General features: G+C 73.2%; 19 protein-coding genes. 13 read left to right on the top strand and 6 right to left on the bottom strand.

The window, feature by feature from the left end; genetic code table 11:
- Positions 1-129: 129 nt before the first annotated feature.
- From AC1DT4_RS12840 to AC1DT4_RS12825, 4 genes are read left to right on the top strand one after another with little or no spacing between them, the layout of a single operon-like run.
- Positions 130-1077, top strand: coding sequence for an LLM class F420-dependent oxidoreductase (locus AC1DT4_RS12840; protein WP_477090182.1), 948 nt, complete (start codon positions 130-132; stop codon positions 1075-1077).
- Between the two features lie 51 nt (positions 1078-1128).
- Positions 1129-1704: a CDP-alcohol phosphatidyltransferase family protein gene (locus AC1DT4_RS12835; protein ID WP_477090181.1), complete on the top strand. Its 576-nt coding sequence runs from the start codon at positions 1129-1131 to the stop codon at positions 1702-1704.
- Entirely contained in the window at positions 1701-2576 is an 876-nt protein-coding gene (locus AC1DT4_RS12830) for a phosphatidate cytidylyltransferase (protein ID WP_477090180.1), read from the top strand. The genes AC1DT4_RS12835 and AC1DT4_RS12830 overlap by 4 nt, the downstream gene beginning before the upstream one ends.
- Positions 2573-3796 carry a lysophospholipid acyltransferase family protein gene (locus AC1DT4_RS12825; RefSeq protein ID WP_477090179.1) on the top strand — a complete coding sequence of 408 codons (1224 nt, stop codon included), beginning with the start codon at positions 2573-2575 and terminating at the stop codon, positions 3794-3796. Before AC1DT4_RS12830 ends, AC1DT4_RS12825 begins: the two co-directional genes overlap by 4 nt.
- On the opposite strand, the gene AC1DT4_RS12820 is transcribed toward AC1DT4_RS12825, so the two are convergent.
- The 3 genes from AC1DT4_RS12820 to AC1DT4_RS12810 form a co-directional block, all read right to left on the bottom strand.
- The gene (locus AC1DT4_RS12820; RefSeq protein ID WP_477090178.1) at positions 3739-5001 is read right to left on the bottom strand and encodes a glycosyltransferase 87 family protein; all 1263 of its coding nucleotides are present in this window, start codon (positions 4999-5001) and stop codon (positions 3739-3741) included. The genes AC1DT4_RS12825 and AC1DT4_RS12820 overlap by 58 nt on opposite strands.
- A 185-nt stretch (positions 5002-5186) precedes the next feature.
- Positions 5187-5822: a LytR C-terminal domain-containing protein gene (locus AC1DT4_RS12815; protein WP_477090177.1), complete on the bottom strand. Its 636-nt coding sequence runs from the start codon at positions 5820-5822 to the stop codon at positions 5187-5189.
- Positions 5819-6115 carry a type II toxin-antitoxin system VapB family antitoxin gene (locus AC1DT4_RS12810; RefSeq protein WP_370502557.1) on the bottom strand — a complete coding sequence of 99 codons (297 nt, stop codon included), beginning with the start codon at positions 6113-6115 and terminating at the stop codon, positions 5819-5821. Before AC1DT4_RS12810 ends, AC1DT4_RS12815 begins: the two co-directional genes overlap by 4 nt.
- 141 nt (positions 6116-6256) lie before the next feature.
- Here AC1DT4_RS12810 and AC1DT4_RS12805 point away from each other — a divergent pair, with 141 nt between their 5' ends.
- The 4 genes from AC1DT4_RS12805 (at position 6257) to AC1DT4_RS12790 (ending at position 12864) form a co-directional block, all read left to right on the top strand.
- Positions 6257-6382 (top strand): potassium-transporting ATPase subunit C, encoded by a 126-nt coding sequence (locus AC1DT4_RS12805; RefSeq protein ID WP_477090176.1) that lies wholly within the window; start codon positions 6257-6259, stop codon positions 6380-6382.
- Positions 6379-9012: a DUF4118 domain-containing protein gene (locus AC1DT4_RS12800; protein WP_477090175.1), complete on the top strand. Its 2634-nt coding sequence runs from the start codon at positions 6379-6381 to the stop codon at positions 9010-9012. Before AC1DT4_RS12805 ends, AC1DT4_RS12800 begins: the two co-directional genes overlap by 4 nt.
- Positions 9009-9698, top strand: coding sequence for a response regulator (locus tag AC1DT4_RS12795; protein ID WP_477090174.1), 690 nt, complete (start codon positions 9009-9011; stop codon positions 9696-9698). Before AC1DT4_RS12800 ends, AC1DT4_RS12795 begins: the two co-directional genes overlap by 4 nt.
- Positions 9699-10329: 631 nt before the next feature.
- The gene (locus AC1DT4_RS12790; protein WP_477090173.1) at positions 10330-12864 is read left to right on the top strand and encodes a rhamnogalacturonan lyase; all 2535 of its coding nucleotides are present in this window, start codon (positions 10330-10332) and stop codon (positions 12862-12864) included.
- A gap of 215 nt (positions 12865-13079) precedes the next feature.
- On the opposite strand, the gene AC1DT4_RS12785 is transcribed toward AC1DT4_RS12790, so the two are convergent.
- On the bottom strand, positions 13080-14159 hold the full coding sequence (locus AC1DT4_RS12785; RefSeq protein ID WP_477090172.1) for a fatty acid desaturase family protein: 1080 nt from the start codon (positions 14157-14159) through the stop codon (positions 13080-13082).
- 147 nt (positions 14160-14306) lie between these two features.
- On the bottom strand, positions 14307-14510 hold the full coding sequence (locus tag AC1DT4_RS12780; protein ID WP_028049733.1) for a cold-shock protein: 204 nt from the start codon (positions 14508-14510) through the stop codon (positions 14307-14309).
- Between the two features lie 298 nt (positions 14511-14808).
- Here AC1DT4_RS12780 and AC1DT4_RS12775 point away from each other — a divergent pair, with 298 nt between their 5' ends.
- Complete coding sequence (locus AC1DT4_RS12775; RefSeq protein ID WP_477090171.1) at positions 14809-15213, top strand: YchJ family protein; 405 nt, start codon at positions 14809-14811, stop codon at positions 15211-15213.
- Positions 15214-15220: 7 nt separating this feature from the next.
- On the opposite strand, the gene AC1DT4_RS12770 is transcribed toward AC1DT4_RS12775, so the two are convergent.
- Positions 15221-15904: an NUDIX hydrolase gene (locus AC1DT4_RS12770; RefSeq protein ID WP_477090170.1), complete on the bottom strand. Its 684-nt coding sequence runs from the start codon at positions 15902-15904 to the stop codon at positions 15221-15223.
- An 84-nt stretch (positions 15905-15988) separates the two neighbouring features.
- On the opposite strand from AC1DT4_RS12770, the gene AC1DT4_RS12765 reads away from it, so the two are divergent.
- From AC1DT4_RS12765 to AC1DT4_RS12750, 4 genes are read left to right on the top strand one after another with little or no spacing between them, the layout of a single operon-like run.
- Complete coding sequence (locus tag AC1DT4_RS12765) at positions 15989-16993, top strand: SPFH domain-containing protein (protein ID WP_477090169.1); 1005 nt, start codon at positions 15989-15991, stop codon at positions 16991-16993.
- A 1-nt stretch (position 16994) separates the two neighbouring features.
- Complete coding sequence (locus AC1DT4_RS12760) at positions 16995-17882, top strand: diacylglycerol kinase catalytic domain-containing protein (protein WP_477090168.1); 888 nt, start codon at positions 16995-16997, stop codon at positions 17880-17882.
- 47 nt (positions 17883-17929) lie between these two features.
- A complete protein-coding gene (locus tag AC1DT4_RS12755) occupies positions 17930-19447 on the top strand; it encodes an ATP-dependent DNA ligase (RefSeq protein ID WP_477090167.1) in 1518 nt (505 codons plus the stop codon).
- A 21-nt stretch (positions 19448-19468) separates the two neighbouring features.
- Entirely contained in the window at positions 19469-19798 is a 330-nt protein-coding gene (locus AC1DT4_RS12750) for a hypothetical protein (RefSeq protein ID WP_477090166.1), read from the top strand.
- The last annotated feature ends 21 nt before the right edge of the window (positions 19799-19819 follow it).

Genomic DNA, 19819 nt, shown 5'->3' with positions numbered 1-19819 from the left:
GCACGATGACGGGGAACTGCGGGGACGACGGGACGCTCACCGGTCCACCGTCGCACGTGGTGGCGCCCGGCTGCGACCCCGCGGCCCCCACGACTGCGGACGTCAGCGTCGTGTGTGAGGGTGGTCGTCATGGATCTGCGCATCTTCACCGAGCCCCAGCAGGGGGCTTCCTACGACGACCTGCTCGCCGTGGCCAAGGCCACCGAGGACCTCGGGTTCGACGCCTTCTTCCGGTCCGACCACTACCTGCGCATGGGCGACGGCGACGGCCTGCCCGGCCCGACCGACGCCTGGACCACGCTGGCGGGGCTGGCGCGCGAGACGAGCCGCATCCGGCTGGGGACGCTGGTGTCGTCGGCCACCTTCCGGCACCCCGGCGTGCTCGCGATCCAGGTCGCGCAGGTCGACCAGATGTCCGGCGGTCGGGTCGAGCTGGGGCTGGGCGCCGGCTGGTTCGCGCAGGAGCACGCTGCGTACGGGATCCCGTTCCCGGAGAAGCGGTTCGACCTGCTGACCGAGCAGCTCGAGCTCATCACGGGCCTGTGGGGGACGCCGATCGGGTCGCACTACGGGTTCGAGGGCTCGCACTACACGCTGACGAACGCTCCGGCGCTGCCCAAGCCCGTGCAGTTCTCGCCGCTCGACCCGACGCGGCCCGGGGTCCCGGTGATCGTCGGCGGCAGCGGGCCGAAGCGGACGCCGGCGCTCGCGGCCAAGTACGCCAACGAGTTCAACATGTCGTTCCCCGCGCCGGCCGACGTCGAGGGCCGCGTGGCCACGGTCCGGGCGGCGTGCCAGGACGCCGGCCGCGACCCCTCGTCGCTCACGTTCTCCGTCGCGCAGGTGCTGTGCGCGGGTCGCGACGACGCCGAGGTGGCCCGCCGGGCCGACGCGATCGGTCGGGACGTCTCCGAGGTCCGCGCCGTCGGGTTCGCCGGCACGCCGAGCGCGGTGGTCGACCGCATCGGCTCCTACCGCGAGCTGGGGATCACGCGCGTGTACCTGCAGGTGCTCGACCTGCACGACCTCGACCACCTGGAGCTCGTCGCGTCGGAGGTCGCTGCGCAGCTGGGGTGAACGCGCGCGGGAACCGCCGGTGGCGGGCCCGGGAGTCGCTAGGGTCCCGGCATGCGCGGCCTGTACGCACTCAAGCCCTGGTACACCCGTCGGCTCGACCGGTTCGTCCAGGCGGCCGTCCGCCGGGGCACGTCGCCCGACGTGTTCACGTGGCTCGGGGTGCTCAGCGCGGCGCTGGCGGCGGTCGCGATCGCCCTCGGCTGGTGGCTGCCGGCGCTCGTGCTCCTGGCCGGGCGGCTGGCCGGCGCCAACCTCGACGGCGCGGTCGCCCGGGCGCGCGGGGTCTCGCGGCCGTGGGGCTTCGTCGTCAACGAGATCGGTGACCGGGCCGGCGACCTGCTGATGTTCGCCGGGCTCGCCGTGCTGGCCGACGGGTCCGAGCAGGTCACCTGGGTGCTGGTCGCCGCGGTCTGCGCGACGCTGCCGACGTTCGCCTCGCTGGCCGGAACCGGGGCGGGCGCGCCTCGGCTCAACGGCGGCCCGTGGGGCAAGACAGAGCGGTGCGCGGTGGTCGTCGTCGCCACGGCCTTCCCGGCGCTGCTCGGGCTGTGGGCGGGGCTGATCGCCGTCGGGTCGCTCACGACGGCCGTGCTCCGGCTCCGGCGCGTGCACGCGGTGCTCGCGTGAACGTCCCCCAGCTCGAGATCCACACGACGCTCGGCGGCTGGCACCTCGACCTCGACGGCCGCGCGGTCTGGCTGCTGGTGGTCAGCGTGGTCATCCTCGCGCTCGCGGCGATCCCCGTGTTCCTGTCCGGCAAGCCCGAGCTGCGGCGCCGGTGGACCACCTGGGCGCTGATCCTGCCGGTCATCGGCATCCCGATGTGGCTGGGCCCCGGTCCCACCGCGGTGCTCGCGGCGCTGCTGGCGCTGCAGGCGGTGCGCGAGTTCGCGGCGATGATGCGGCTGCCGCGCGCCGAGACCGTCCTGCTGCTCGTGCTGGCGGTCGCCTACCCGATGGCGGCCTGGCTGGACCCGGACCTGCTCGCGCTCGTGCCTCTGGTGGCCCTGCTGTGCGCGGTGCCCGCGCTGCTCGCCGGCGACTCGGAGCGCGGCCTGGAGCGCGCGACGCTCACCGCGTTCGGCTCGATCTGGCTGTGCTGGTCCCTGGCCAACCTGGTGATCGTCGGCCGCGACGCGTACCTGCTGTGCTTCGCGGCGGCGGCCACGGACGTCGCCGCGTGGTGCGGCGGGACCTTCCTGCGGCGGTTCGCGTGGGCGCGGCGACCACTCTCCCGGCTCAGTCCGAACAAGACGGTCGGCGGTATGGTCGGAGCCGCCGTCGGGGCGGCGATCGTGCTGGTCGTGCTCGATTCCGCCTCGCTCGGGCTGTACGTGGCCGTGGTGCTCGGGAGCGTCGGAGGGGACCTGTTGGAGTCCATGGTGAAGCGTCGCGCAGGGGTCAAGGACGCCGGCGCGTGGCTGCCCGGCTTCGGCGGGCTGCTGGACCGGGTCGACTCCCTGCTGCTGGTGCTCCCGCTCGCGGCGGTCCTCGCGTGACCACCCACCGCCGCGTCGGCCTGCCACCCGGCTTCAACCTGGCCGGCGCCGCGCGGCACACGGTCTGGCGCAACCTGTTCCACCTGGTCGGCGGCTACCGGGTGCGCGGCTCGGCGCCGTACGAGGCGATGGTCATCGTCGCCAACCACAGCTCGCACGCCGACACCCCGGCGCTCATCGCGGCCTTCCCGGCGCCGTACAAGCCCGTGGTCGTCGCCGCGGAGGACTACTGGTTCGCCAAGCGGTGGATGCGCGTCGGGCTCCGGCTCGCCATCGGCGCCGTGCCGGTGCACCGCCAGGGTGGTGGGGGCTACGCGGGGCTGGTCGAGGGCGCGCAGGCGGTGCTCGGCACGGGCTCGAGCCTGCTCGTGTTCCCCGAGGGCACGCGCAGCACGGACGGGACGATCGGGGAGCTGCACAGCGGCGCCGTGCGGCTGGCCCGCGAGTTCGACGTGCCCCTGCTCCCGGTCGCGATCGTCGGCACCGCCGACCTGCTGCCCAAGGGCGGACGCCTGCACCCGGGGCCGGTCGAGGTGCGGCTCGGGCACCCGATCCAGCCGGAGGACCTGAACGAGGACGACATGTCGCCCGTGGTCCACCAGCTCGACGCGCTGCTGGCCGAGGGACCGGCGACCGCGTCCGAGTCCCGCACCTGGCGGCTGCTGTACCGCGCGATGGACGGCCGCGCCGGCATGGTCGGGGCCGCCGCGTGGGGGTTCGCCGAGGGGGTGAGCTGGCCGGTCACCATGGAGATGTACCTGGGCGTCGTCGGGGTCGCGCACCCGCGCCGGATCCTCCCCGCCGCCGCCTGGCTCACGGCCGGCTCGGTGGCCGGCGTGCTGGTGACCGCGGAGCTGACCCGGCGCGGGATGCGGCCGCCCGCGCCGCTGACCACCGCGAGCATGCGAGCGGCGGCCGCGGAGCACATGGCGGTCGGCGCGCGCGGCGTCTGGAAGCAGGCCGTGAACGGCGTCCCCGTGAAGCTGTACGCGGCCGCGGCGGGGGAGGCCGCCACGCCGCGCCTCCCGCTCGCGGTGCACACCGCCGGCGCGCGCGGCGCGCGTGCGGTGGCCATGGGCGCCGCGGTCGCGGGTGCCGCCGCGATCGGCCACCCGGTGCTGCGACGGTTCTACGGGCCGTACCTCGGCGTGCTGGGCGTCGGCTACGCCGCCGGGCTCGCGCTGGTGATCCGCTCCTGGCGGCGCAGGCCCGCTGCCTGAGCGTCCAGGCCGTCCTCGGGCGGCACGGGCCGGACCAGCGCGACCACGGTGTGCACCAGCAGGACGACGAGCGCGATGTTGCGGGCCGCCAGCGTGAACGTCACGCCCGGACCCCCGTAGATCACCTCGCTGTAGAGCCACGGGAACACCACCTGCGTCGCCCCGGCGATGCCGGCGACCATCCACGCGGTCGTGCGCCAGCCCGGCAGCCGCAGCGCCAGCGCGACCGCGACCGGCGGGGCCAACCAACCCATGTACTGCGGCGAGCCCACCTTGTTGAACACGAGCATCGCGAGCGTCAGCAGCATCGCGCCGCGGACCAGGAGCTCGGTCCGCGCGATCCCGCCCGACCACATCCGCTCGCCCAGGTGCTCCCGGCGCCACCAGAGCAGCAGCGCCGCGGCGCCGATCGCCAGGAAGAACAGCGCGCCCAGCACGTCGGCGACGCCCTGGGTGCCGGGCCCGTGGATCTCCCAGCTGACGATCGCCTGGTTGAGCACGCGCGTGATCGACGGCACCCACAGCCCCGCGACCAGCCACGGCGTCGCGCCCGGTGCCTCGATCTGGAGCCCGCGCTCGTCCTGCTCCGTGAGGAACGACGACACGTGCGTGAGGCCACCGAGGGCGGCGACGGTGCCGACCACCACCGCGCTGACGATCGCGGCCGGCACCACGACGCTGCGCCACGGCCGCCTCACGGCGAAGAACAGGGCGATCAGCAGGGCGCCGGGCGCGACCTTGATCCAGGCGGCCGCCGTGAGGAGCGCGGAGGTGATGCGCGGGTGCCGCAGCGCGATGGCGAGCGCGACGACGACCACCGGGGCGACGACGGCGTCGAGCCGGCCCATCGCGACCGGGCCGAGCAGGAGCAGGAACGCGAGCCACCACCAGGCGCCGTACGTGGTTGGGGCGTCGTCGGGGCGGTCGGGGCGCCGCACCCGGAGCAGCACCGCGAGCGCGATGCCGTCGAGCACCGTGATCATCAGCGACCACGCGGGCGCGTACCCGGAGACGCCGCCGGTCCCGCCGGCCGCGGCGACGAGCATCGGCACGATGGCCCCCGCCGGGTACACCCACGACCCGGACAGCACGGGCCACTGGCCCTCGTGCAGGCCCAGCCACATCCAGTAGCGGTAGAGGTCGAGGTCCCAGAACGCCTGTTGCGGGATGAGCACCAGCCCGACGAGCGCGAGCCAGCCGTGCACCAGGACGAAGGCGACCCAGACCGCGGCCGGGGCGTGGAGGATTCGGTGCAGCAGGGGGCGGAGCAGCGCGACCTCCGGGGAACGTGGCCCGCGACCAGGCCGACGAAACGGACGAGGGCCTCAGGCTAGCCCGCGCGTCGGCGGCGTCGAGCCCGCGCCACCTGTGAGATCAGGCGTGCCAGGGATCAACCGGTCGCGGGGGTCTCCGCCGGAGCCGCGGGCGCGGCCGGGGCGACGACCTGGTCGAACGGCGTGCAACCGGCGGGTGCGACGAGCGGTGCGGCCGGGTCGAGCGTGACGGTCTCGACCGGCTTGAGCTCCGCGAACTCGGCGCCCAGGGCGAGGTCGATGCTCGGGTCGGCCCGGGGGTCGAGGATCAGGACGGCGCCGTCGATCTGGGCGGCCAGCGTGTACGCCTGAGCGACACCGGTGGTGCCGAAGATGATGCGCGCCTTGCCGTCGTACGTGACGGCGGCGGTCTCCTTGGCCCCGATGACGAACCCGCGCTCGGCCAGGCTGGCGGCGGTCGCGCCGGCGAGCCCGACGCGGTTCGTCGCGTTGTAGACCTTGACGGTGATCTGGCCGTAGGGGACCGGCATCGCGCCGGCCGGCGGGCACGGGTACGGGTCCTGCGTGGCGGTCGGGCTGGGCTCGCTGGCGAACTCCCGCGCGAACACCGGCAGGTTGAGGCTGCCCGTGAACACCGCTGCGGCGCCGAGCCCGGCCAGCGCGAGGGCGGCCAGGAGCACGCCGAAGATGACGGCCTGCCGCTCGTGCATGTGCCGTCGACGCAGCTGACGACCCCGGTCCTGCTCGGTCACTTGATCACCAGCACCCGGGCGTGGAGCAGCGCGCGCTGGTGCAGCGCGGCCCGGACGGCCCGGTGCAGGCCGTCCTCGAGGTACATGACACCCCGGTACTGGACGACGTGCGCGAACAGGTCGCCGTAGAACGTCGAGTCCTCCGCCAGCAGGGCGTCGAGGTCGAGCGTGCGCTTCGTCGTCACCAGCTCGTCGAGCCGCACCTGGCGCGGCGGAACCTCGGCCCACTGCTTGGCCGTCTCCAGCCCGTGGTCCGGGTAGGGCCTGCCCTCGCCCACCGCCTTGAAGATCACGGACGGAGTCTAGGTGACGGGCCGCGCGCCCGTGCTCATCCTGCGGGTGGACTCGTCGGTCAGGACCACCTCCTCGGTACGCAGCGTGCGGGACAGGCCTACGCACACCTGCAGGCGGCCCGCGTCGCGCGCGAGAACGGGGTGCCCGTCGCGTCGGTGGAGGCGCTCGTCGAGCGGCTGACCGTCGGCCGTGACCTCGGGTTCCTCGGCGAACCGCGGGTGAACGTGCTGCGGCTCGACCTCGGGCTGCCGACAATGGGCTCGTGACCAGCGGTGAGGTGCCACCGAGGCGGGGTCGGCTGACCGTCTACCTCGGCGCGGCGCCGGGCGTCGGCAAGACCTACGCGATGCTCGACGAGGCCCACCGCCGCCTCGCCCGGGGCACGGACGTGGTCGTCGGCCTGGTCGAGGACCACGGCCGGGCCGCGACGGCCGCGCAGCTGGACGGCCTGGAGGTGCTGCCGCGGCGGGTGCTCGTGCACCGCGACGCGTCGTTCACCGAGCTCGACGTCGACGCGGTCCTCGCCCGGGCGCCGCAGGTCATCATGATCGACGAGCTCGCGCACACCAACATGCCGGGCAGCGCGCACCCCAAGCGCTGGCAGGACGTGCAGGACGTCCTCGACGCGGGCATCGACGTGGTCACCACCGTCAACGTGCAGCACCTGGAGTCGCTGAACGACGACGTCGAGGCCATCACCGGCGTCAAGCAGCGGGAGACCGTGCCGGACCACGTGGTCCGCGACGCCGACCAGATCCAGCTGGTCGACCTGGCGCCGGAGGCCCTGCGGCGCCGGCTCGCGCACGGCAACGTGTACCGGGCCGAGCAGATCGACGCGTCGCTGTCGCAGTACTTCCGGGTGGGCAACCTCACCGCCCTGCGCGAGCTCGCCCTGCTGTGGCTGGCGGACCGGGTGGACGACGCGCTGGCCACCTACCGGCGCGACAACCGCATCGAAACGCCCTGGCCCGCGCGCGAGCGGGTGGTCGTCGCGGTGACCGGCGGTCCTGAGGCGGACACGCTGCTGCGCCGCGGGGCACGGATCGCGCAGCGGGCGGCCGGCTCCGAGCTCCTCGCCGTGCACGTGCTGGCCACCGACGGGCTGCCGTCCGCTCCGCCGGGGGCCATCGCGTCGCAACGGCGGCTGGTCGAGTCGCTGGGCGGCACGTTCCACACGGTGGTCGGCGAGGACGTGGCGTCGGCGGTGGTCGACTTCGCGCGCGGCGTCAACGCCACGATGATCGTGGTCGGCGTGTCCCGGCGCAGTCGCTGGCGCGAGGCCCTGTCGGAGGGAAACGGCACCGAGATCGCCCGCCTGGCCGGCGTCATCGACGTCCACCTGGTCACGCACGAGAAGGCGCGCGGGGCGCGACGACGGCCGCGGCGCTCGGCCCTGTCCCCGTCGCGGCTGGTCGCCGGGTGGGCCACCGCGCTGCTCGGCCCCGTGCTCCTCACGGCCCTGCTCAGCGCCATGCGGGACGTGGTGAGCCTGCCCACCGAGCTCATGCTCTTCCTCGCCCTGACCGTGCTCGTCGCGCTGGTCGGCGGGCTGTGGCCGGCGATCGTCAGCGCTCTCGTCGGGTTCCTGCTGCTCAACTGGTTCTTCACCGTGCCCACGGGACACCTGACCATCGCTGAGCCCGAGAATGCGCTGGCGCTGACCGTGTTCGTGCTGGTCGCGGCGGGTGTCGCGTCGGTGGTGGACCTCGCCGCGCGGCGCACCGCCGAGGCGTTCCGGGCGCGTGCGGAGGCGTCCGCGCTCGCGGCGGTGTCCCGGTCGGTGCTGTCCGGCCAGGACACGGCCGCCGCCCTGGTCGCGCGGCTGCGGGAGACGTTCACGCTCTCGGCCGTGGCGCTCCTGCAGGCCCGCGGGTCCGGCTGGGACGTGCTGGCGGTGGACGGCGCCGAGCCCGCGCTGCGGCCCGAGGATGCGTCCGCCGTCCTCACGGTGGACGACCACCGCGTGCTCGCGCTCACCGGCCGGGTGCTGCCGGCGAGCGACCGCCGGGTGCTCGAGGCGTTCGCCTCGCAGGTCGGCGTCGTGCTCGAGCACGAGCGGCTCCGGGCGCAGGCCGAGCAGGCACGCGTGCTGGAGCAGGCCGACGCCACGCGGACGGCGCTGCTGACCGCCGTCTCCCACGACCTCCGCACGCCGCTGGCCACCATCCGCGCGTCGGTCGAGGGCCTGTCGCTCCAGCTCGACCCGGCCGACCGCGCGGCCCTCGTGCTCACCCTCGCGGGGTCCACCGCGAGGCTCGAGCGGCTCATCGACAACCTGCTCGACCTGTCGCGGCTGCAGACCGGGAGCGTCCGGCCGGTCCTGCGCGCGACAAGCCTCGACGAGATCGTCCCGCTCGCCGTCGAGGGCTTCCCGCCCGGCGCCGTCGTGCTCGACCTCCCCGAGGAGCTGCCGTTCGTGCTCACCGACCCCGGCCTGCTCGAGCGCGTGGTGGCCAACCTCGTCTCGAACGCGGTCCGCTACGCGCCGCCGGACGCCCCGGTCCGGGTGAGTGCCGCGGTGGTCGGGCGTGGGATGGTGCTGCGCGTGGCGGATGCGGGGCCGGGCGTTCCGGACGACCTGAAGGACCGGCTGTTCGCGCCCTTCCAGCGCCTGGGCGACACCTCCGGCACGGGCCTCGGGCTCGGGCTGGCGGTCGCGGACGGACTGGCGACGGCGGTCGGCGCCGACGTGGCCGCCGAGGACACCCCCGGCGGCGGGCTCACCATGCTCGTCACGGTCCCGCTGGCCGAGACCCCGGCCGCACCGGACGCGCCGCCGTCGTCGCGACCGGGTGCGCCGCCGGATGCCCCGTTGTCGTCGCACCCGGGTGCGACGGCTTTGCGGGCGTCGGACGCGCCGCCCCCGGCGCGACCGGACGAGAGGGCGACGCCGTGACCGGCAACCGGGTCCTCGTCGTCGACGACGAGCCCGGCCTCGCCCACGCGCTCGCCATCACGCTGCGCGCGTCCGGCTGGGACGTCGCGACGGCCGCCGACGGCGCCTCCGCGATCACGTCCGCGGCGTCGCGGGCGCCGGACGTCGTCCTGCTCGACCTCGGCCTGCCGGACATGAGCGGCCTCGACGTCATCACCGCGATCCGGGGCTGGAGCCGCGTCCCGATCGTCGTCCTGTCCGCGCGCCAGCACGGCGAGGACAAGGTGGACGCCCTCGACGCGGGAGCCGACGACTACGTCACCAAGCCGTTCGCCATGAACGAGCTGCTCGCGCGCCTGCGCGCCGCGGTCCGGCGTTCGTCGTCGGCGGGAGATCCCGAGTCCGAGGCGGTCGTCGTCGCCGGCGCGCTGACCATCGACCTCGCCCGCGCCCGGGTGCTGCGCGACGGCGTCGAGGTCCGGCTGACCCCCACGGAGTGGTCGATGCTCGAGGTCCTCGTCCGCAACCGGGGGAAGCTGGTCGGGCGTCGGCAGCTGCTCCAGGAGGTCTGGGGTCCCGGGTACTCCGACGAGACCCACTACCTGCGCGTCTACTCCGCCCAGCTGCGCCGCAAGCTCGAGGCCGACCCGGCCCACCCCCGCCACATCCTCACCCAGCCGGGCCTGGGCTACACGTTCGAGGTCTGACCAGCGCCGGAGCAGCGTCGGGCGCGCCGGCCAGGCACTCCCTCGGTCGAGCGCCGCCGGGTCGCCACCTCGGGGTCGGCGCCCGGCGCATCGACGATGCGCGCGAGGTCGTGAGTCAGGGACGAGGTCGTGCGCCGCAGCTGACGACGTCGTCCCAAGCTCACGACCTCGCGGCTCTCGGCGGCGTCAGACCGCCCGCTGCGCCGAGAACGGCAGTTCGCCGCGAGAACGGCAGTTCACGGTGACGTTCTGGCGGCGAAGTGACGTTGTCGGGCGGGTCCCCATACCGCCGGGACCGTGCCGAGCGCGCCGGGCGCAGTCGATAGGGGTCCGTCGCAGGCGCCAGCGGATAGCGGTTTCCGCCGTCGGGAGCGCTCCCTTCGACGGAATCCGGCGAATGTCTCAGGACGGGTTGACTCGGGTGAACCAGGCGATACGGTCGTGGGCGGTCGGGGTCAAAGGCGCCCCCGACTTCTCTCGTCGGGGGACGCCCGTTCGCCGCGGGGGACACCTAGCCGATTGAAAGGATTCAAGGATGAGTCTGATGTCACGACGAGGACCCAGAGCGCCACGGCGCGGACGCGGGGCACCACCACGGGCACGCACGCTCACAGCGATCGCCGGCTCGGTCGTGCTCGTCGGCACCCTCACGGCCACCCCCGCCACGGCCACGCCGTCGCCCGCGACGCTCCACGCCCCTGCCGGCCAAGGCCCCGACGGGCTGACGCTCGAGCGCCTCGACCGCGGGCTCGTCGCGGCGGTCACGAGCGAAGGCGTGTTCCTGAGCTGGCGCCTGCTGGCCAGCGAGGTCACGGGCGCCACGGCGACCGGGCTGACCGGTCCGGACTTCACGGTCTATCGCGACGGCACCAAGCTCGGCACGGTCACCGACTCCACCAACTTCGTCGACCCCGCCGGCACGGCGACGTCCCGCTACCGGGTGGCGGCCGTCGTCAAGGGGGTCGAGGTCGACGGCACCGAGGCCACCCCGTGGGCGCAGCCGAGCCTCGACATCCCGCTGCACAAGCCGGCTGACGGAGTCACGCCGGTCGGCGAGGCGTACACCTACTCGGCGAACGACATGTCCGTCGGGGACGTCGACGGCGACGGCCAGTACGAGTACGTCGTCAAGTGGGACCCGTCGAACTCGAAGGACGTCAGCCAGGTCGGGTACACCGGCAACGTCTACGTCGACGCCTACGAGCAGGACGGCACGCAGCTCTGGCGCATCGACCTGGGCGTCAACATCCGGGCCGGCGCGCACTACACCCAGTTCCCCGTCTACGACTACGACGGCGACGGCAAGGCCGAGCTCATGATGAAGACGGCGCCGGGCACGAAGATCACGCGATACGCGGCGGACGGGTCGGTGTCCAGCGAGGCCTACGTAACGCTCCCGCGGCGCGACCGCGACGCCGGCGTGACCGACACCACCGACTACCGGCTGAGCAAGGCCGGCTACTTCGAGCACCTGGTCAGCATGCTCGAGGGCTGGAGCAGCCACCCGGAGGTCGTCGCCGGTCACTGGCCGTCGACGGTCGAGGAGGCGCTCGGCATCGCGAAGCAGTACGCCTACCCGCTGAGTCACGAGGACGCGACGGCGCTGGCGAACTACTTCGTCGACGTCTACGCGCCCAGCCGGAGCGCCCGGAACGTGCTGCGCAACTTCGAGGGCTTCATCGTCGACGGGCCGGAGTACCTCACGGTGTTCCAGGGCGCGACCGGCAAGGAGCTTCAGACCATCGACTACAAGCCGGGCCGTGGCGATGACGGCCTGCTGTGGGGCGACTACGCGATGGCGCGCATCGAGCCGGGCAACCGCGTCGACCGCTTCCTCGCCGGCGTCGCCTACCTCGACGGGGAGACGCCGTCGGCGATCTTCGCCCGTGGCTACTACACGCGCACGACGATCGTCGCGTACGACTGGGACGGCACGGCGCTCAAGGAGCGCTGGTACGTCGACTCCGGCCACGTGCCGATGACCAACCCGTTCAACGACGGCCCTCACGGACGCGACGGCACCGACCCGGCCTACGGGAAGATCACGACGCAGGGCTTCCACTCGCTCTCGGCGGCGGACGTCGACGGGGACGGCAAGCAGGAGATCGTCTACGGCTCGGCGACGATCGACGACGACGGGTCCGTCCTGTACTCGTCGTTCGACACGCTCCCGCCGGGGAGCGCGGCGCCCGGTGAGGTGGCCCGCCTCGGCCACGGCGACGCGATGCACGTCACCGACGTCGACCCGGACCGTCCAGGGCTGGAGATCTACACGTCGCACGAGGGGGCGACCTTCGCGCCCTACGGCATGGACCTGCGGGACGCGAAGACCGGGCAGGTCATCTTCGGCAAGTACTCGGGCGCGGACACGGGCCGCTCGATGATCGGTGACGTGCTGCCGGGCGTCCGGGGCCTGGAGGTCTGGGCCAGCCTGCCCGGTGGCTCCGGATCGCTGGGTCTCTACACGGCGACCGGGCAGTTCACGCCGGGCGCGATCCCCGGCACGAACATGAGCATCAGGTGGCTGCCCGACGGCACGACGCAGATCGTGAACGGCTCCGGCGACCAGGACGTCACCATCGACGACTGGACCCGCGGCCGCCAGCTGACCGCGACCGGCACCCGGGCAAACAACGGCACCAAGGGCACCCCGTCGCTGGTGGCGGACATCCTCGGTGACTCGCGCGAGGAGCTGCTGGTCCGCACCACGGACTCGTCGGCGATCCGCGTGTTCACCAGCACGGCCCTGAGCCACCGGAAGATGTACACGCTCATGCAGGACCCGCAGTACCGCGTCGAGGTCGCCCGGCAGCAGACGACCTACAACCAGCCGTCGGACGTGGGCTTCTACCTGGCCTCGGACACGGACTTCACCCAGGTGCCGGTGCCCTCGTACTACGCCCCGGGCAGCATCGACGCCCTGCGCGCGGCGACGAAGGCGCAGATCGCCGCCGGTGCGGTGAAGGGCCTCGCGGCCGCGGGACTGCTCGCCGCCGTCGAGGTGGCCGACAAGGCCGCCGACCGCGGCAACGAGAGGCTCGCGGCGACCTCGCTCAGGGCCTACGTCGAGCTGCTCACGCCCCGGACCCGGCTCTCGACGGTCACGCCGGCCGCCCGGGCGACGCTCGGCTACCAGGCGCAGCAGGTGATCTCGATGCTGAGCTGACCGGCGGGCGTCGACCGGGGTGACTACCGGTCGGCGCCCTCCGCGGGGCAACGGAGCCGGCCGGGGATTCCCCGACCGGCTCCCGCGCGCTCGAGGAATGTGAACGATCCGGCCGCGTAACGGCCGGATCCTTCGAAATCGTGCGAGTGCCCGAGCCGCCGACGACGAAGCCCCCGCCGTCCCGAGGGACGACGGGGGCTTCGGTCTGCTGCGGGTCAGACGCGGTACAGCGCCGTCATCGGGCAGTTGAACGGGTCGCGGTCGGGCTTCCCGACGGTGTTCAGGTACTTGACGATGATCGCGTACGAGCGCGGCAGCGAGACCTGGACGTAGGGGATGTTGTGCTCCCGGCAGTACGCCTCGACGATCGGCTTGGCGCGACGCAGGGACGGGCGGGGCATCGACGGGAACAGGTGGTGCTCGACCTGGTGGTTGAGCCCGCCCATGAGCACGTCGACCCACTTGCCGCCGCCGATGTTGCGGCTGGTCAGCACCTGGCGGCGCAGGAAGTCGAGGCGCGAGTCCTTGGGGATCAGCGGCATGCCCTTGTGGTTCGGGGCGAACGAGGCGCCCATGTAGAACCCGAACACGCCCATCTGCACCGCGAGGAACACCAGCGCGATCGGCCACGACATGGTGAGGAACACCAGCGCGGCGCCACCGACCAGACGAACGGTCATCATGACGATCTCGGCGGCGCGGTGGTCCAGCTTCTCCCGCGACGACAGCCGCTTGACGGCCGCGACGTGCAGCGCGACACCTTCGAGCAGCAGGAGGGGGAAGAAGAACCAGCCCTGGTGGTTCAGGAACCAGATCGACAGCTTCGACGTGCGCGTCGCGGCCTGCTCCGGGGTGAAGGAGAGGACCTCGAGGTCGATGTCGGGGTCGGCGTCGATCTTGTTCGGGTTGGCGTGGTGGCGCGTGTGCTTGCGCTGCCACCAGCCGTGGCTCAGGCCGACGAACAGGTCGGCCAGCACGAGGGACGTCCAGTTGTTGGCGCGTCCGTCGGCGAAGATCTGGCGGTGCGCGGCGTCGTGGCCGAGAAAAGCGACCTGCGTGAGGATCACGGCGGCGGCGAACGCCACGGCGATCTGCCACCAGGAGTCGCCGACCAGGATGATCGTGGCGACCAGGCCCAGCACGGCGACGACGGCCGCGGAGAGCCGGACGGCGTAGTGGGCGGGCCGGCGCTTCATGAGGCCGGCGGCCTGCACGGTTCGGGTCAGCTCGGTGAAGTCGCTGACCGCGCGGTCGCGCGGACGTGTGGGGGTAGGGGTAAGCGTCGAGGAGCTCATGGCGTCCGTCCTGTCGGTCGTGCAGTGCGCGGCGCGAGTGCGGTCGGGGGTATGAGCTGGATCGGGGGCGCCTCGGTCATGATGCGACGAGACCCCGGCCACAAGGCCGGGGTCTCGTGCGATGGAGCTATGAGCTCAGGTTCAAGCTCAGAGAGGCGTGATGTTCGACGCCTGCGGGCCCTTGGGGCCCTGCGTGACCTCGAACTGGACCTTCTGGTTCTCCTCGAGCGTGCGGTAGCCGCTCGTCGTGATGGCGCTGTAGTGCGCGAACACGTCGGGGCCGCCATCCTCGGGGGCGATGAAGCCGAAGCCCTTCTCGGCGTTGAACCACTTCACGGTGCCAACAGGCATGATGTTCTCTTCTCTCACGTGCGGTATGGACAACTCCCGGGTGACCGGGACCGGTATTCACGGTGTTCGTCGTCCGTCTCCGAGGTGGTCCTCGAGAACGTCCTGCCGGGTTTCCCCTGGCCGTCATGACAAGCGATTCACTGCGACTACAGGGACAACCGTACGGCACTATGGGCCTGACCGGAACGTACGAAGCGAATTGGTCTGCTCGGAACCCGCGGCGCGGAGGGTCCGAGCTTTCCCTGCGAGCCCCCGGGACGCCGGCTGGGTTCATGCCGACGACAGGGCGGAGCAACCGATGACCGAGACCGACGACCGCTGTCCGTGCGGGTCGGGCGAGACCTACGGCGAGTGTTGCGGGCGGTACCTCGCCGAAGGGCGGACGGCTCCGACCGCGGAGGCCCTGATGCGCTCGCGCTACACGGGTTTCGCCACCGGCGCGGTGCACTACCTCCTCGCCACGTGGCACCCGAGCACGCGGCCGGACGAGCTCGAGCTCGACGACGCCATGGTGTGGCACCGCCTGGACGTGCTGCGGACGGACGCGGGTGGACCGTGGGACGACACCGGCACCGTCGAGTTCGTGGCGCACTACCGGCTCGACGACGGCACGGCGGTCGGTCAGCGCGGACGCCTGCACGAGACCAGCCGGTTCGTGCGCGAGGACGGGCGCTGGCTCTACGTCGACGGCGGCATCGCCTAGCCCTGCCTCAGGGCTCGCGCGTGAGCGGCGGGTTCAGGGAGCTCGTCGGTCCGCTCCGGTAGAGCGCCGCGGGTCGGCCGGGACCGTCGACGACCGTGCGGCCGGTCTCGATCAGCAGGCCGGCGGTCGAGGTCACCTTGCGGTGGAAGTTCCGCGGGTCGAGCTCGACCCCCCAGACGGCCTCGTAGACGCGACGGAGCTCGGAGACCGTGAACTCCGGGCCGCAGAACGCGGTGGCGAGGGACGTGTACTCCAGCTTGGCGCGGGCCCGTTCCAGCCCGTCGGCGAGGATCTCGCGGTGATCGAAGGCGAGGTCCGTCGCGAGCGCCTCGGCGACCGAGACCCAGGCCGCGGCGGCGGCGTCGCCACCCGGTCGCGGGTCGGGCAGGTGCGGTGCCAGCGCGAGGTGGGCGACCGAGACGACGCGCATGCGCGGGTCGCGGTCCGGTCGGCCGTAGGTGCCCAGCTGTTCCAGGTGCCCCGGCACCCGTTCGAGCCCGGTCTCCTCGGCCAGCTCGCGTGCGGCAGCGTCCTGCAGGCCCTCGTCGGGGTGCACGAAGCCGCCCGGCAGCGCAGGTCTACCGAGGAACGGCTCCTCGCCTCTCGTCACCAGCAGCGTGTGCAGCGTCCCGTCACGCACGGTGAGCACGACGAGATCCACCGTCACCGCGAACCGGGGGAAGTGGTCCATGCGGGTGACCTTATATCGTCAGTTTGACGACAACAAGCAACGGTGATTAAGGTCAGATTGACGATAAAAACAGGAGGATCTGACATGGCCACCATCAAGCGCTACCCGTTCACCCGGCACCTGCGGACGGCGCCCACCTCGCACGTTCTGCACCTCGACGCGGGTCGCCTGCGCCACGACGGCGCCGGCCTCGCCTTCTGGTTCCGCCCGCTCTCGGCCGTGATCAGCGAGGTGCCGGTCGACGACCGCGAGCTGCCGCTCGTCGCGCACGCCCGCACCGCGGACTTCCAGGACGTCGCCGTGCAGGTGACGGTCAGCTTCCGGTTCGAGGACCCGCAGCTGGTGGCCGGCCGGATCGACTTCGCCATCGACCCCGACAACGGTCGCTGGACGGGCAACCCGCTCGAGCAGGTGGCCCACCTGCTCAGCGAGCTGGCGACCGGACAGGTGATGGACGCTCTGGCCGGGATGACCGTCCTGCAAGCCGTCACCGCGGGTGCCGGCGCCCTCCGACGCCTGGTGACCGACGGGCTGCGCGGTGACGAGCGGCTCGCGTCGACCGGCATCACGGTGCTCGGCGCGCGGATCGGCTCGGTCCGCGCCGAGGCGGACATGGAGCGGTTCCTGCAGACGCCGGCCCGCGAGCAGGCGCAGGGCGAGGCGGACAAGTCGACCTTCGAGCGCCGCGCCCTCGCCGTCGAGCGCGAGCGCGCCATCGCCGAGAACGAGCTGGCCAACAGGATCGAGCTGGCGCTGCGCGAGCAGCAGCTGGTCGCCCAGGACGGTGCGAACGCGCGGACCCGCGCCAGCGAGGCCGCGGCGGCGGCTCTGATCGAGGCCAACGCGGCCGCCGAGCGGCAGGGCCTGCTTGCCGACGCCGACGCCCACAGCGCGCGGGTGGTCGGTGAGGCCGAGGGTGCCGCAGAGGCCGCCCGGCTCGCCGCGTACGAGGGTGTCGACCGCGAGGTGCTGACGGCTCTCGCGATGCGGGAGCTGGCGGGCAACCTGCCGAGCATCGGCAACCTGACGGTCACCCCGGACCTGGTGACGGGCGTGCTCGCCGGCCTGGTCGGCGCGAAGGAGGCGTGACGTGGTGCTGGCCCCGCGGGTGGTCGTGGTCCACCGGCGCACCGAGCTCGACGGGCTCCTCGAGCACCACGGCACGCGCGGGCAGGCCGAGTTCTTCCTCCGCACGCGAGGCCGGACCATGGCCGACGTCCAGGGCCGGCACGACGCCCAGGACGCCGCGCTCGCCGAGGTGCGGGCCGCGGTGCCGACCGAGTGGCGGCGCGGCGACGTCGAGCGCGAGGACCTGTATCGCTTCGGGTTCGAGCCGGGTGACGTGGTCGTCGTGGTGGGCCAGGACGGCCTCGTCGCCAACGTCGCCAAGTACCTCGGTGCCCAGGCGGTCGTCGGGATCGACCCCGAGCCCGGCCGCAACGCCGGGGTCCTCGTCCTGCACCGGCCGGGAGAGGCGCGACGACTCCTGCCTGCGGTCGTCGCCGGCACCGCCCGTGTGCAGGACCGATCGATGGTGCGGGCCGTCCTGGACGACGGTCAGTCGCTCGATGCCCTGAACGAGGTCTTCGTCGGCCACCCGAGCCACCAGTCGGCGCGGTACCGGATCAGTGTGGGCGGCGGCTCCGAGGTGCAGTCGTCGTCGGGTCTCATCGTCGCGACCGGGACGGGCGCGACGGGGTGGGCGGCCTCGATCCAGCGGGAGCGCGCAGGTGGCGTGGCCCTGCCGGGAACCGCGGACCGGACGCTCGCCTGGTTCGTCCGGGAGGCGTGGCCGTCGCCGGCCACCGGCACGTCGCTGACCGGTGGCGTCCTGTCGGCGGGCGAGGCGCTGTCGGTCGTCGTGCAGTCCGACGCGCTCGTCGTGTTCGGCGACGGGCTCGAGGCCGACCGGCTCACCGCGGCGTGGGGGCAGACGGTGACCCTGTCGCTCGCGAGCCGGACGCTGCGGCTCGTCTGACCGCCCGACCTCGGGCGCGTGTCGGCGGGCGGGGGCAGGATGCCGACATGCGCTTCGCCGAGCTCGCCGCCACCTCGACCGCGTTGGCGACGACCCGGTCGCGGCTGGCCAAGCGCGCGCTCCTGGTCGACCTGCTGCGCCGAACGCCGGACGACGACGTCGCGGTCGTGTCGCGTTACCTCGGCGGCCAGCTGCGGCAGCGGCGGACCGGGCTGGGCTGGCGCTCGCTGAGCTCGCTGCCCGACCCCGCCGACGAGCCCAGCCTGACCGTCGCGGAGGTCGACGCCGCGTTCGAGGCCATGTCGCAGCTCGCAGGGTCCGGCTCCGGCACGGCGCGGACCGCACAGGCCGCCGCGCTCTTCGCCGCCGCGACGGCGGAGGAGCAACGGCTGCTGCGGGGGCTCGTGACGGGGGAGCTCCGGCAGGGGTCGCTGGACGCGCTGCTGCTCGATGCCGTCGCGGAGGCGTCGGGGGTCTCACCGGAGGCGGTGCGCCGGGCCGCGATGCTCGCGGGAGACACCGAGCCGGTCGCCGTCGCAGCGCTCACGGCCCCGGATCCCGCGACGGCGCTGGCGGCCTTCGGACTGGTCGTCGGGCGGCCCGTCCGACCGATGCTGGCGCAGTCGGCGCCCGACGTCGACGGCGCGTGGGCCAGCCTGGCGCCCGGCCCCGTCGTCGTCGACTCGAAGCTCGACGGCATCCGGATCCAGGTCCACCGCCAGGGCTCCGAGGTGCGCGTGTTCACGCGGAGCCTCGACGACATCACCCCGCGCGTCCCCGAGATCGTCGCGACCGTCCTGGCGATGCCCGCCACGGAGCTCGTGCTCGACGGCGAGGCGCTGGCCGTCGGTCCGGACGGGCGGCCGCGACCGTTCCAGGAGACGGCCTCGCGCTCGGCCACCCGGGATGCCGAGGTGGCCGCGGCGGTGACGCTGACCCCGTTCTTCTTCGACTGCCTGCACGTGGACGGCGTCGACCTGCTTGACGCGCCGCTGCTGCGTCGGCTCGACACGCTCGACGCCGTGGCGGGTGCGTCGGTGGTGGACCGGCTCGTGACGGATGACCCCGCAGCGGCCCGCGACTACTTCTCCGCGGTGGTCCGGGCCGGGCAGGAAGGCGTCGTCGTGAAGTCCGCCGACGCGCCGTACGAGGCAGGGCGTCGCGGCGCGGCGTGGATCAAGGTCAAGCCGCGCAACACCCTCGACCTCGTCGTGCTCGCGGTGGAGTGGGGCTCGGGGCGTCGCCAGGGGCTGCTGTCGAACATCCACCTCGGGGCGCGGGACGGCGACGGCTTCGTCATGCTCGGCAAGACGTTCAAGGGCATGACGGACGAGATGCTGCGGTGGCAGACCGAGCGGTTCACCGAGCTGAAGACCGACGACAACGGCTGGGTCGTGACCGTCCGCCCGGAGCAGGTGGTCGAGATCGCGTTCGACGGGCTGCAGCGCTCGTCCCGGTACCCCGGCGGGCTCGCGCTGCGGTTCGCGCGAGTGGTGCGCTACCGCGACGACAAGCCCGCTGCGGAGGCCGACACGATCGAGACCGTGCGGGCGCTCGCGGGCTGAGCGCGCGCCTACGATCGGTGCATGAGCGTCTTCTTCCGGCGCCGGGCCGAGTGGGTGCTGGCCGACGGTGTGGAGCGGCACGCGCTCTCGCCGAGCACGTTCCGGATCGTCGGTGACGAGGCCAAGGCCGCGTTGCGCGCGGGCGACCGGGTCAAGGTCATGGTGGTGCCGTCGGAGGGCATCGCCGAGCGGTTGTGGGTCGTGGTCGGCTCGGTGGACGACGAGGTGCTGCACGGGACGTTCGCCAGCGATGCGGTGGAGCTGCGCGGTCTGCACGCCGGCGACGTCGTGACGTTCGAGCGGCGGCACGTCATCGCGATCTCGCCGGACCGAGGCTCGGCGACCGGCTGAACCTCGGGATGTGGCGTCCCG

The sequence above is a fragment of the Cellulomonas sp. P4_D11 genome (genome assembly GCF_056401915.1).
This window is presented reverse-complemented; position numbering and strand designations above follow the sequence as displayed.